Origin of the sequence: Methylobacterium oxalidis (genome assembly GCF_007992195.1) — a bacterium.
Classification (GTDB): Bacteria; Pseudomonadota; Alphaproteobacteria; order Rhizobiales; family Beijerinckiaceae; genus Methylobacterium; species Methylobacterium oxalidis.
Genome location: NZ_BJZU01000166.1, coordinates 1 through 11,401 on the forward strand (window position 1 = coordinate 1; position 11,401 = coordinate 11,401).

Annotated in this window: 13 protein-coding genes, 1 tRNA gene and 2 pseudogenes; 9 read left to right on the forward strand and 7 right to left on the reverse strand. The window is 61.1% G+C overall.

Annotated elements, in window-relative coordinates:
- Positions 1-156 precede the first annotated feature (156 nt).
- A complete protein-coding gene (locus tag MOX02_RS27765; RefSeq protein ID WP_147029033.1) occupies positions 157-501 on the reverse strand; it encodes a hypothetical protein in 345 nt (114 codons plus the stop codon).
- A gap of 743 nt (positions 502-1,244) precedes the next feature.
- On the opposite strand from MOX02_RS27765, the gene MOX02_RS32770 reads away from it, so the two are divergent.
- Positions 1,245-1,373: a hypothetical protein gene (locus tag MOX02_RS32770; RefSeq protein ID WP_280525364.1), complete on the forward strand. Its 129-nt coding sequence runs from the start codon at positions 1,245-1,247 to the stop codon at positions 1,371-1,373.
- An 85-nt stretch (positions 1,374-1,458) separates the two neighbouring features.
- Here the strand turns inward: MOX02_RS32770 and MOX02_RS31635 are convergent.
- A tRNA-Glu gene (locus MOX02_RS31635) sits at positions 1,459-1,550 on the reverse strand.
- 94 nt (positions 1,551-1,644) lie between these two features.
- Here MOX02_RS31635 and MOX02_RS27780 point away from each other — a divergent pair.
- Together MOX02_RS27780 and MOX02_RS32485 are read left to right on the forward strand one after the other, a co-directional pair.
- Entirely contained in the window at positions 1,645-2,838 is a 1,194-nt protein-coding gene (locus tag MOX02_RS27780) for a tyrosine-type recombinase/integrase (RefSeq protein WP_147029035.1), read from the forward strand.
- Between the two features lie 197 nt (positions 2,839-3,035).
- Positions 3,036-3,143 (forward strand): annotated as a pseudogene (locus MOX02_RS32485) (tyrosine-type recombinase/integrase); the annotation flags it as partial.
- Positions 3,144-3,526: 383 nt separating this feature from the next.
- Here MOX02_RS32485 and MOX02_RS27785 read toward each other — a convergent pair.
- Positions 3,527-4,417 carry a DUF4062 domain-containing protein gene (locus MOX02_RS27785; RefSeq protein ID WP_147029036.1) on the reverse strand — a complete coding sequence of 297 codons (891 nt, stop codon included), beginning with the start codon at positions 4,415-4,417 and terminating at the stop codon, positions 3,527-3,529.
- A gap of 423 nt (positions 4,418-4,840) precedes the next feature.
- On the opposite strand from MOX02_RS27785, the gene MOX02_RS27790 reads away from it, so the two are divergent.
- The 3 genes from MOX02_RS27790 (at position 4,841) to MOX02_RS27800 (ending at position 7,018) form a co-directional block, all read left to right on the forward strand.
- Complete coding sequence (locus tag MOX02_RS27790; RefSeq protein WP_147029037.1) at positions 4,841-5,038, forward strand: hypothetical protein; 198 nt, start codon at positions 4,841-4,843, stop codon at positions 5,036-5,038.
- A 215-nt stretch (positions 5,039-5,253) separates the two neighbouring features.
- Positions 5,254-5,514: a hypothetical protein gene (locus tag MOX02_RS27795; protein ID WP_147029038.1), complete on the forward strand. Its 261-nt coding sequence runs from the start codon at positions 5,254-5,256 to the stop codon at positions 5,512-5,514.
- Between the two features lie 4 nt (positions 5,515-5,518).
- On the forward strand, positions 5,519-7,018 hold the full coding sequence (locus tag MOX02_RS27800) for a P-loop ATPase, Sll1717 family (protein WP_147029039.1): 1,500 nt from the start codon (positions 5,519-5,521) through the stop codon (positions 7,016-7,018).
- A 189-nt stretch (positions 7,019-7,207) separates the two neighbouring features.
- On the opposite strand, the gene MOX02_RS27805 is transcribed toward MOX02_RS27800, so the two are convergent.
- From MOX02_RS27805 to MOX02_RS27820, 4 genes and pseudogenes are all read right to left on the reverse strand, one after another.
- Positions 7,208-7,696: a hypothetical protein gene (locus MOX02_RS27805; RefSeq protein ID WP_147029040.1), complete on the reverse strand. Its 489-nt coding sequence runs from the start codon at positions 7,694-7,696 to the stop codon at positions 7,208-7,210.
- Between the two features lie 171 nt (positions 7,697-7,867).
- Entirely contained in the window at positions 7,868-8,263 is a 396-nt protein-coding gene (locus MOX02_RS27810) for a hypothetical protein (RefSeq protein ID WP_147029041.1), read from the reverse strand.
- Positions 8,263-8,586 (reverse strand): hypothetical protein, encoded by a 324-nt coding sequence (locus tag MOX02_RS27815; protein ID WP_147029042.1) that lies wholly within the window; start codon positions 8,584-8,586, stop codon positions 8,263-8,265. Before MOX02_RS27815 ends, MOX02_RS27810 begins: the two co-directional genes overlap by 1 nt.
- A 152-nt stretch (positions 8,587-8,738) precedes the next feature.
- Positions 8,739-9,011, reverse strand: a pseudogene (locus tag MOX02_RS27820) (HU family DNA-binding protein); the annotation flags it as partial.
- Between the two features lie 243 nt (positions 9,012-9,254).
- On the opposite strand from MOX02_RS27820, the gene MOX02_RS32490 reads away from it, so the two are divergent.
- From MOX02_RS32490 to MOX02_RS27835, 3 genes are all read left to right on the forward strand, one after another.
- Entirely contained in the window at positions 9,255-9,953 is a 699-nt protein-coding gene (locus tag MOX02_RS32490) for a hypothetical protein (protein WP_238179511.1), read from the forward strand.
- Positions 9,954-10,073: 120 nt separating this feature from the next.
- Positions 10,074-10,409 carry a DUF3768 domain-containing protein gene (locus MOX02_RS27830; RefSeq protein WP_147029044.1) on the forward strand — a complete coding sequence of 112 codons (336 nt, stop codon included), beginning with the start codon at positions 10,074-10,076 and terminating at the stop codon, positions 10,407-10,409.
- 90 nt (positions 10,410-10,499) lie between these two features.
- Positions 10,500-10,937 (forward strand): SHOCT domain-containing protein, encoded by a 438-nt coding sequence (locus tag MOX02_RS27835; RefSeq protein ID WP_147029045.1) that lies wholly within the window; start codon positions 10,500-10,502, stop codon positions 10,935-10,937.
- Positions 10,938-11,401 lie beyond the last annotated feature (464 nt).

An 11,401-nucleotide genomic window follows, 5' to 3' on the forward strand; every position in this document is an offset into this window, starting at 1 on the left:
CCCTAAGACGGATCAGTTTTCGGCCCGGCGTACCATTTCGTGCCGTGCGCTGAGAGGCGGGAACCGGCTGATGCTCTTCGCGCCGATCCAGCACATCGACGTGATTGACCGAGCCGCTCCGTCCCTGGCCGAAGCACGCCTCTGCACGGACGATCTCTACTGCGTGGCGCGAGGGGCTGAAGGAGAGACGCGCCGATGATCGTCTTCTTCCCAGCGCATCCACAAGGGCTCAGGCTCACCAATCTGCGCCTCCCGCAGAACGGCGCAAACTGGGGCGGCAGCTGCCGCGAGCACCTCCGGATTGGGCATCAAAACCGCCTCCGAGTCGCAGAGTGTGCTGATCTTCAGGACCGCCCGCTGCTCCACACTGCGCAGGAGCTCGCGAGCCGGCTCCTCTTCAATGCTCAGCAGCCTGTGCGCGAGATCGATGTAAGCTTCTCGCAGAAGGTCGAAGGAAATTCTGGCCGCGGCGCCTTCGTGGGTTTGGGGCTGATCCGCCATGGTCTTGGCTCCGGTAAATACGCTCCCCAGCGCCAATTCATCTTAGCTAAGACTATAATTTGCGGCAAAATCAACAAATGTTATGGCAATAGTCTAAGCTATTCATCTCGCAGCTCTGTCGGATTGCGTACGGGCACGAGATTTTCCGCTGCTGCAGATGTCCCCCCTCAGTCCCAACACGCCCAAGCCGCCGCCGCCTTCATGCTCAAGTTGCGATTGGTCGGCAGTTCCAAGTTGGGCGCCGTCCGCCAGATCGTGTCCGCCACATTCGAGGGCGCGCGATGCGCATAGTGCTTCTCGGCCGTCCGCGTGCCTGAGTGGCCAAGCGCCTCCGCAACGACGATCAGCGGAGCACCGTTGCGCACCATCGCGCTAGCCTAGGAGTGCCGGAGTTCGTGCAGGGTGATGCTCTCGAGCTTCGCCCATGCGAGCGCCTCCTTGAAGTTCCGCTGGTACGGCGCCGAGCCCATGCCTCGCCGTTGTCACGCGTCAGCAGGGATGCTTTCGGTATCTTGCCAGCCGAGAGCCGCTCGAACAGCACGATACAGTTTGCGACCAGCAAATGACGTTGCGCCTTGAACCGAACCACGGACTTCACCGCGGAACCCCGCGTCGCCTCGTCCGCTGATCCATCAATCAGCGCTTAGCAGGAGACCGGAATGGCCTACACAGTTCATTATACCACGCCCTCAGGGCCGACCTCAGAGCAGCACGACATCGGCGTCAGAGCTGCCGAGAGAGCCATGACATTCTCCGGGATGGGCGCGGCGAATGTCTACGTCGAGGCGGCCGACGGGACGGTGTTCCGCGCACCGATCGAGATGTCGGCACTGATCGAGCATGCCAAGCCGACGGACACCGGCCGCACGTGATCGTGCCGCACGCCCCTGGATGGCCGCTGTGTGAGACCTACGTGTGAGATGCGCCAGCCAATCCGAGCTAAGTGCTTGAAATGATTGGCGCGCCCTACGGGAATCGAACCCGTGTTTTCGCCGTGAAAGGGCGTAGCAGATCGTCCGATAACGTCCGGCTGAGTCCATCTAAACCGCTCAAAGTAAACGAAATTTTGTTCGACCGGGCATTGGCTTGTCCGGCGCGATGTGGCACGATCCGGGAACGTAAACGGGACACTAACTGGACACCATGGCTCGCAGCACTCGCGCTCCGAAACTCGAGACGCGCACCAGCCGCCTCAAACTGCCGGTTGCCAAAAAGCCAGCCTATGTGCGCGTAGCGCCCGGTATCTCGCTGGGCTACCGCCGCAATGAGACGGCCGGCACTTGGGTGCTGCGGGTTGCTGATGGCCGCGGCAGCTCCTGGACGAAGCGCATTGGTGTCGCTGATGACTTCGATGACAGCGATGCGCATAGCGTTCTCACCTTCTGGGAGGCTCAAACCCTGGCCAAGGCAATGGCACGCGGTGCGGCGCCGGGCTCGGCGCCACGGGCCCCGCTGACCGTCGAGCGCGCCGCGACTGCCTATCTCGCCAGCCTCGAGATCCGGAATCGCCGCACCGCGCACGATGCGCGGCTGCGCCTCAATCGCCTGTTCCTACCGCGCTTCAGCGCCAAGCACGTCTCGGATTTGACGCGCCGTCAGCTCGAAGAGTGGCGAGACGGCTTGGTGCGGACGAACGAAGATGCCGAGCAGCGGCGTCGCAGCCAGGATACTGCCAATCGGGTGCTCAGCATCGTAAAGGCAATGTTGAACCACGCCATCGGTGATCCGGCCAACGGCTTGAGTGATGACAGCGCGTGGCGCCTTGTTCGTCCGTTTCAGCGCGTGGGTCGACCGCGCGAAGTGCATTTCACGGTAGCAGAGGTGCTGCGGCTGCTCGACGGCTGTGAGGACGCGTGTTTCCGGGATCTGCTGACAGCCGGCTTCCTAACCGGCGCTCGCTACGGAGAACTCGCCGCGTGCCAAGTCCGACACTTCGACACCGATGGCGAGACCCTGCATGTGCCAAGCGGCAAGACGGGCGCACGCACGATCATCCTGCAACCTGAGGCGGTGACATTCTTCGCGCGTCTGGCATCCAACCGTCCACACGAGGCACCGCTGCTTTCCCGTACCGATGGCGCAGCTTGGGGGCCAAGCCATCAGGTGCGGCCGATGAAGCGAGCCCTCGTGGCGGCGAAGTTGGATCCGACAGGGACGTTCTATGCATTGCGGCACTCGTACATCTCGCGCGCAATTGAGGCCGGGGTCCCGCTGAACGTGGTGGCCGAGAATTGCGGCACGAGTGTCCGTATGATCGAAACGACCTACGCGAAAGTGCTCGCGGCCAAGCGACGGGAGTTCATCACAATGGGTGCTCCTCGGCTGTTTGCTGCTTAACCTTTGGGTAGGAATCGTTGGCAGATGTAAGTGGGGCCGAATCCCTCCGTCTCCGCCGCTTACCTGTTCATAGCCGTTCGGGGTCATCCACTAAATCACTGATTCTCCTGCACGATCCGGAAACTGCTCTTCGCGGCGGTTCGATGGCGTTCGCCCAAATCCGTGTTTACGATGTAGGTAGCAGCGTGGGTGATGGCGTGCAGGGAAAGCTCTCCGCCCTGGGTGTGGCCCGACCCAAGTCGCCTGGCATGTACGGCGACGGTGGTGGCCTGTGGCTGCAGGTCACCGGCAAGGGCGCCAAGAGCTGAATTTCCAGGTTCACGCTTCGCGGCAATGGGCCTGATGGCCCGCTCGACCTCAGCGACCATGTCGCCGTCGTTGAGCCATGGCAGTGGCCGGATCCGCTGGCGGAGGTCAGCGTCGAGGATCTGCGGGCTGCACAGGCTGCAGTCTGCGCCGGGCAGTGGCGTGAGAACGTCCAGGCACGTGACTGGATCGGCCGGCCGATTGCCGCAGCGCTGCACCTCGATCCCGACGACCCTCAGCACCGCGAGCGGATCAAGCGCATGCTGAAGGTCTGGATCGGGAGCGCGATGTTCGTCGTCACCGGCAAGGATGCGAAGGGCACGAGCGGCCGTATGTTGAAGTGGGTGAACCAGCATTAGGTTGAGCAGTAATGTTAGAGGCCCTAAGTGGCAGTGCCCGCGGCCACTTGCACGGCATCAGTTTCGACGGATGGGCCTGCCACTTTGTAGCCGAGAGCCGTTATCTCAAATATTTCGCTAAATCCATTCACATCGCGAACAAGTCCGGCAGCTACAAGTTCATCTACCGCTTCTGCCCAAATGGCGCCGGAACGGTGGTTGGCGTCATTCATTTGCCGGCCACCGGCGGTGATCTTTACACCGGAGAGAGGTCTCCGCCTTAGTATCATGCCATCCGACGCTGCCGCCGCGGCTAACAGAGCCTTAGCTTCAGCACTTAGTTCGGCTCCAGTGCTGGAGGAACCAGGCGTCTCTACCGCCACCGAGAGCGCTTCTGTTGCGCCCTGGGGAAGGATAGATTTTGTATAGGCGTTGTCCCGAAGTGTCAGAGGAAGCTGTCTCCTTAATAGTTCGCGAAATTCGTCCTTGTCTCCGTAAGTTTGCACAAGGCCTTTAGGGTAGGCCCAGTTCTTGAATTTTTTCAGTTTTTCGTACTGTTCAGGCTGCACGCTATCTGGCCTTACAGGCGCATTTGAGAAATAGAGCATGACAGGCTTTCCGGCCGCCAAGTGCCCTTCGATTTCTTCAACAGTTCCACTTGCCGCCGTTCCTGTCGGCGTTCCGATTTTTGTCCAAAATATTCCAATCAATAGATCGGTATGAGAGAGTATTCTGTCATTGATAAGCTGCTGAGGTCTTCCGCTGAGGTCAGGTGACGAGTGTGTTTCCCAACCAATCGGCATCATAACAACGTTCTGTGTTCGAGAGTACAGCGCGTTCCAGTCTGCGATTACTTCACGAACAATTTGCCGCTCGGCGTCCACGTCGCCCGGCGAAGCAATCATAACCTCAAGGACTTTAGCGTCGTATGCCATGGAACCGATGTCTCGCTACCTCTCTCCGCCGCACTCTGGCGAGGACATCCCCACCTTGCAAGGTGAGGTGGGGACAGGTGTGGAGGTGGGGCGCGATCCCCTGTTTCCCCACCTTCCTCACCACCCTATAGGGGTGGGAAGGTGGGGTGGGGAACACCGGTTTTCGGGGCTTCGCCAAGGTGTGGAGAAATAGGCTGAAGCGTAGCTGTTTGCATGTCCCGCATGCCCCTCCACTCGCAACATGCGTCAGCTTCGGCAGCGATCTGGGATGGGTCTATGTGCCTCTCGCGGCAGCCTTGATCGCCAGGGTGGGATCTTGCGAGCGCGCAGACTGCGGAACGATGCTCACCGAGCACCTGAAGGCGGACGGCTATCTGAAGTGAGCACGGCGATCTTGCTGGCGCGGCCGGAGAAGAAGTAGGCATGCTGCAGCCTGTCGTGGCCATCCTGCTGTTCGGGTTCCTCTATCCGACCGAGACGTGGCAGGCGCCGGCAGCCCGCTTCATCGGTCCTGACGCGCTGACGAAGTGCATGCGGGCGGCGGCCAACCTGCTTGAAGCGGCAGAGCGACAGATGCCGGCTGGTAGCAACGCGACGGCCTCTTGCCGGATTGAGCGGTGACGCCATGCGCGCGATCGGCAAAGGCTGGTACGTGCCGCACTAACAGCAGGATGCATCTTCATCGACGAAGAGGGTGAGGCAGGGAGAGGCTGCAGCTAATGCGATTGGTGCGTGACTCACGAGTGAGAATCGATTCGGTTCAATCGTTGCAACACTGCATCGGCATACAACCGAAGATGATGCATACTCATGGCTCGCCAGCTTATGGACCGGTCATGAGCGCTGAACATAATCTGCAAGCTATCAGCCAAGCCGCTTTGCGCAGGCTGCGAGAAATTCAGCAGATCAATGACACAACACATAATCCGGCGTTTCGCATGGGTCGCCCGGCTGCAGTGTTTCGATTTCTGAAGGATCGAGGCCTAATAGAGGTTCGGCAAATCTCCGCGAATTTCGGAGACGGCTTTACGATCACGGATAAAGGCCGCGAAACACTAAGATCTTCAGAAAAACTAGAGTGTGAAAAGGAAGTTTGAGCAAATGCCTGCGGTGAAGGAGCTTTTGCGGCGGTTGGATCTCGGAAATTCGGTTGCGGAATTTGACGAGCAGCTCGAGGAGTACTTTGTAGAAACTGAAACATTTCGATCGTTGATCAATAATAGGTCCGACATCATTGCAGGCGATAAAGGCACTGGCAAGACAGCGGCTTTTCGCATCCTAAGCAAGCGTTATGCAAAAATCCCGGAATTGAGGAATGTCGAGGTTCTGACTGCGTTCAACCCACAGGGAAATCCAATATTCACTCAACTCGGCGAGAAAGGACCTCTTGAAGAAGCCGAGTACGTGCGTCTCTGGAAGGCATACATCCTATCGCTTGCGGGCAACTGGCTGCTTGATGTTTACGATGGCGAGTTCACTGCTGGAATGGGTGAACTGGACGCGCTTCTTCGCGGTCTGGAGGCGCGCGAGCAAACGGCCCCTCCTCAAAACATTTTCCGGCGCATCGTAGGCAAGGTAGGCGGCTTGTTCGCCTGGAAGTCTGCCGAGACACAAGTGGCGATTTCTCCAGAGGGCTCATATACTTTCGGTCCAAAGGTGGACATGGCTACTGGAGAAAAGCGGAACGACGCTTCGATTCCTGTAGAGGTCGCCCTTCGTAAGCTCGACGAAAGCCTGCGAGAAGCCAATTTAACGCTCTGGATTGCACTAGATCGTCTTGATGAGGCGTTCCACGGCTTCAAGGAAGTAGAAATACCTGCGTTGCGAGGTCTTTTTCGGGCCTATTTAGATCTTCTGGAGTTCAATAATTTCCGATTGAAGTTATTTGTAAGACGCGATCTATTTCGGCGAGTAACCGAAGGGGGGTTTGTTAATCTAACACACATAAATGCTAGGAAATTCGAAATCATCTGGGATGAGGAGGACCTGCTCAATCTCCTCTGCCGCAGGATTCGCAAAAACAATGATTTTTGCAGTTCTGCTGAAATCAACGACGTTTCTGATCAGGAAATATTCGATAAGCTATTTCCTGACCAGGTCGATCAGGGAACGCGCAAGCCTAAAACTTGGACTTGGGCCATGAGACGCATCCGCGATGGTAATGATATCAAACCCCCTCGGAATCTTATCGACTTGATCGAAATGGCAAAGCTTGCCCAACTGCGAACTGAAGAGCGCGAAACTCGTCAATACAGTTCAGATAGCCCGATCATTGAGGCTGAGTCACTTCGTCGTGCGTTGAAGCAGCTGAGTGAGCAACGAGTTAACGATACGCTGCTGGCTGAGGCGGGGCAACTTTCACCTATTATCGAAAAATTTCGCGGCGGAAAAGCAGAGCACAATGACGCTTCGCTCTCGATTGCTCTTAGTACACCAATTGGAGATCTTCGTTCAATTGTAAAACCGCTTCAAGAAATCGGATTTCTTGAGGCGGTTAAAGGAAATTACAAAGTTCCGACTTTATATCGGGAAGGGCTGGAAATCACACAAGGAAAAGCTTTTCCTGATCAAGGAAAGGCGGCAGCTGAGGATGAGGATTGATAGCGTTATTATCTTAATTCCGGTACAATACGTTCTTTGATGGTACAGTGCGCGGCGCGCAGACTCGATCGGCACTGATCCCCCCTCAGATGCCCGGCGCGTCGCTCCTACCATTCACCCACGTCCAGCGCTCGGCTCGCGGGTCGCCGAAAGCCAAGAAGGGCAGCCGAACGGCCGTGCGGAGCGGCGTCACGTCCACCACGCCGCCATTGTACCCTGTCGGCGGGTGCTTCCGTAGGAAGCCGCTCTGCCGCGAAGCTGAGTCTCGGCGCCTTTCACCGTCCTCCGCCATCCTGCCGGCGCCGTGATGTTGACGCGCTTGGCCTCCAGGGTAGCTGCTTGCAGGCGTGAAAGCATGCTCGCGATCTCGCCCGCCAGCCGCGGGTAGTTCTCCCGGAAGGCCTGGACCGCGGCCGCCATCTCGCGCTCGGTCGCCTCGAACTCCGGCCGGAAGGCTTCGTGCTCCTCCTCGACTAGCACCTCCTTCAGGCGCGCCTCCAGGCGGCTCGTCGAGGTGTTCAGGCGCTCGTCGTCGGACCGCAGGGGCTCGACTTGGCGCTTCGCCTCCGTGGCCTCGTCCTCCGTCGCCAGCGGATCCATGGCGGCGGCCCCGGCCTTGGTCCGCTCGCGCGTCATGCGGGCGAGATCGGCCTGGACGTGGGCGAGGCAGGATCGCACCTCACCCGAGCTCGTCGGCTTCGTCAGGGCTGGGAATCGGCGATGCGCTGGCGAAGGGTGATGACAGGCGCGCTCGCCTTCGCGTCAGTCAGGGCAACGACGGTCATCAGGTGGCCCTCCAGGCGTTCTGCAAAGCCACACGGCGCCGCTCGTGGACGTCGAGGCCATCGTTCACGACGGGAGCGGCGTCGCGCGTCGGCTGGACGGGCAGACCTCCCCCGGCGCGAGGGGGCGGCGCTCTGCGGCCTTCGGCAGACCCATGCGGCGCGACTGCCGGTCCATGCGGTCGCAGAGCTTGCCGTAGGCCTCGCCGTTGATGGTCTTGCCCATGGCCATGTCGGACTCGATGCGCTCGCGCTCGACGCACAACGCCGCGTAGGCGCGGACCGCCTGGCGCTGGAGGGAGGTCATGGCCTCGGGGCCGCCGCGCTCGAACTCCAGCTCGTGCATGAGGTCGCCAAAGCGCCGGGCGATGGCCGAGCGGCCGTCGACATCGCCGAGGAACAGGCTGGTGCCGTTCGTGAGCTTGGATTTCTGGCAGCGTGCACGCGGTTTGGACGGGGCCATCAGGACAGCACCTGCACAGTCGGCAGCGAGTTGGCCGTCGAGGCTGTCGTGTTCACGTCCAACACTGCGAAGCCGTCGATGCGCTGCTGCGCGCCAGGGTTCGGGATCTCGATGGATCCGCCGTCAGCGAGTTTCAGGAAGAGCCGGCCACCCGAGAAGGGTGCGATCAGGACACTGCGGCCGGGTTGCACTGGCGTGCCTGGATTGATTGTCACGGCTTTTCGGAAGGGGCCACCGAGCGGAACGCCGCCGGGCGTCACGGGAATGACAGCCTGCGGTTGCTGAGGGTACGGGCCGAAGGTGGGATCGGTAGGATGAGCCATGGTCAACGTCCCTCGGCGGGAGGTGGAAGGTGCGGGCGTCCTCGGCTTGACCGCCTAATCGGCGTCCCCACGGACGGGCAGGGCCACGGAGCCGAAGTTGCCGTTGTTGGAGGGCCCGCTGCCCTCGCGTGAAAACGGCACTGCCGACACGTTCAGCTCTGCGGATGGGTTACGCAGGGCCGGACGGAGCTGCAGAAGCTATGGCCAGAGGCTGAAGTGGGGGCCCTCTTTTCCGTCACGACCACCCTCTCGCCCGTCCTCGGGTTACGGCCTTCGCGCGCCCGCATGTTCTTGGTCGAGAAGGCCCCAAAGCCGCGGATCTCCACACGGTTGCCGGCCGCGAGCGCCTCCTCAATCCGGCCGACGATCGCGTTCACGACAGCCTTACAATCTTTCTCGAAGAGGTGCGGATTCTGCGCCGCGAGGCGAAGCTACAGGATTATATTCTTGACATTGCGCAGCTGATTGGCCATGCTGACAACGTCGGCTGGTGAGCTGCCACGCAGCAGCAATGCCAGCAAACGCTAAGCAGGGAGCATGCTCGTGCCACAGCCCGCGGGACTCAGGCGACAACGATCAAGACCTCGCGCAAACCGGCGCAAGCTCCGCTCCATTCCATTCGCAAAGGCCCCCACACCGGGGGCCTTCGTCGTTTCAGGAGCCCTCTGATGACCGCACCACCCTGCCCTGCCGCCGAGACGCCCATCGAGCCGCAGCTTCCTAGCTTGGTCTTGTTCGGTCGCGATGCGGCCGGCAAGCTACGCGCCGGCTGGTACGATGCCGGTCAAGCCCGCGCTGCGACCGAGGCGGCTGGAACTAGCCAGCTCAGTCTGCTGACGCTCACGGACGAGGCGCAGCGCAGCCTCGCGGTGCAGCTCGGCCGCGGGCGCGTACTCGCCAGCGGCAAGGCATTCCTGCCCTTCGTCAAGCGCGAGCTCTACAGCCGCCTCGTCGTACTGGCGTGCAACGGCACCGCACCTAGCCAGTCAGCCAAGGCGCCTTCTCAAGCACCGCAGAAGATCGAGCCGGTTGCAGTCGGCAAAGCACCCAGCACTCGATCTGCTGCCGAGCCAGCACCACCGGTGGCGCGCTCCGGTCACGAAAAATCAGCGGCTGCCGCACCCGAAAGCAAGCCACGGCCAGCTGACCGTAGTTTCGTTGGCAGCCCGCTGCCGCAGGATCGCGACGAGATCGGTCTCGGCAGCTTCGTGCTGGCCCTGGAGGCACCTGCTGAGGGCTGGTGGGAGGCCGAGGTGATCGGCATCAACGGCAGCGTGTTCTCCCTGCGCTGGCGCGACTACCCGACCGACGCGACCATCCTGCGCAAAGCCAGCGAACTCGCCCTGCTACCGCCGAGCCAAGCTTAGCTGCTCCCCAAGACTCGCTCGCCTGGGCTGGCAGCAAGAGCCCGGCCCAGGCGAGCAGCCGATGCACGGGCGCGAGGCGCCGTGCACGCCCCCTACCCTCTTCCAGATCCTGAGGTTCTGATGACCGACATCCTCGATGTGGGCCGCGTTCGCGCGCTCAACGACATCCTGCGCCGCACCCTCTGCGGCGGCACGCTCGTGCTCAGCGCCGGCATCGTCGCGCTCGGCCGCGAGCGTCAGCAGGCGATCCTGTCCGCCGTCGCGGCCTTCGACGGCTTCGACCCCGATAACGATCCGTACGGCGAGCACGACTTCGGTGCGCTGGAGGCTGCCGGCGAGCGGGTGTTCTTCAAGATCGACTACTTCGACCGTGCGCTCGCCCGTGGCTCGTCCGATCCGGCCGACAGCAGCGTCACGGCGCGCGTGCTCACCGTGCTGCTGAGCCACGAGTACTGAGCCAGCACCCCTTTCCTACCCCTCCCTCCAACTGCTGGCTCGCCGTGAAAAAAAGACGCGCCGGCACGCTCACCTGAGAGCTGCTTCATCATGGACACGGATCGTCTGACCAAGCTGACCGAGTTGCGTCAGCGGGGCCTCATCACCGAGGCTGAGTACGAGGACCAGAAGCGCCGCTTGCTCAAGCCGCGCCGGCCACGCACGCGCTGGACCGGCTGGTGGTGGAAGGTTCCGGCGCTGTTGTTCCTGCTGTGGTTGTTTTGGCCACGCACATCGACGGGCTTTCCGACGTGCACGGCGAGCACAACGCGTGAGCTGGTGCGCCGCGCTATCGAGGAAGGAGCGGACTCCCGTCTCACACGCATGAAGCTGCTGGCGCTCGATGAGATCGAAGAGGTGAGCTACGACGCGAAGGCACCGGAACGGTACTGCACGGCGGTGGCGACGCTGAACGCGGGTGAGCGCGGCATTACGTGGCGCTTGTACCAACGCGGCGGCACTCTGCTCATCGACGTCCGCGGACTGTGAGGGTGGAGTGACTGCTCGGGATGCTTGCTAGCTCCGCAGTAGGAAGCTCGGCAGTGGGCCAATCGCCGGGGTTGGTTCACTGCCGAAAAGCGGACCTTCCCCTAAGCGCCCATCTCGGCCATTCAGCCAGCTCAGGCGGAGTGTCCAAGGCGGAATCGCTGGCGGGAGGTTTTGAACCTCACAAAGCTATTCCCATGAGCAATCAAAACCTGGTTCCCTTCTGGCCTTACCGCAGCCTGCGCGCTGATGCCGCTGGCAAGCAGCACTCAAATTTCTCGTGCTGCTCTGGAACTGTATCCTGTCTGGTGCGTTACGCGCGTGCGAGGCCCAGTCGGGCTCGCCAGTTCGGCGCCGGTCACGCGGTGTCCGGCGTCGCTTGTAGTCACGTTGCTCGGTGGAGGATGTGGTTATGAGAACCTACGACGTTGCGCCCCTGTATCGTTCATCGGTCGGCTTCGACCGGC

What these genes read in the sequence shown, in the direction of transcription:
- MOX02_RS27765 (WP_147029033.1), bottom strand. Translation starts at nt 501, where the DNA reads ATGGCGGATCAGCCCCAAACCCACGAAGGCGCCGCGGCCAGAATTTCC.
- MOX02_RS32770 (WP_280525364.1), top strand. Translation starts at nt 1,245, where the DNA reads ATGACATTCTCCGGGATGGGCGCGGCGAATGTCTACGTCGAGGCGGCC.
- MOX02_RS27780 (WP_147029035.1), top strand. Translation starts at nt 1,645, where the DNA reads ATGGCTCGCAGCACTCGCGCTCCGAAACTCGAGACGCGCACCAGCCGC.
- MOX02_RS27785 (WP_147029036.1), bottom strand. Translation starts at nt 4,417, where the DNA reads ATGGCATACGACGCTAAAGTCCTTGAGGTTATGATTGCTTCGCCGGGC.
- MOX02_RS27790 (WP_147029037.1), top strand. Translation starts at nt 4,841, where the DNA reads ATGCTGCAGCCTGTCGTGGCCATCCTGCTGTTCGGGTTCCTCTATCCG.
- MOX02_RS27795 (WP_147029038.1), top strand. Translation starts at nt 5,254, where the DNA reads ATGAGCGCTGAACATAATCTGCAAGCTATCAGCCAAGCCGCTTTGCGC.
- MOX02_RS27800 (WP_147029039.1), top strand. Translation starts at nt 5,519, where the DNA reads ATGCCTGCGGTGAAGGAGCTTTTGCGGCGGTTGGATCTCGGAAATTCG.
- MOX02_RS27810 (WP_147029041.1), bottom strand. Translation starts at nt 8,263, where the DNA reads ATGGCCCCGTCCAAACCGCGTGCACGCTGCCAGAAATCCAAGCTCACG.
- MOX02_RS27815 (WP_147029042.1), bottom strand. Translation starts at nt 8,586, where the DNA reads ATGGCTCATCCTACCGATCCCACCTTCGGCCCGTACCCTCAGCAACCG.
- MOX02_RS32490 (WP_238179511.1), top strand. Translation starts at nt 9,255, where the DNA reads ATGACCGCACCACCCTGCCCTGCCGCCGAGACGCCCATCGAGCCGCAG.
- MOX02_RS27830 (WP_147029044.1), top strand. Translation starts at nt 10,074, where the DNA reads ATGACCGACATCCTCGATGTGGGCCGCGTTCGCGCGCTCAACGACATC.
- MOX02_RS27835 (WP_147029045.1), top strand. Translation starts at nt 10,500, where the DNA reads ATGGACACGGATCGTCTGACCAAGCTGACCGAGTTGCGTCAGCGGGGC.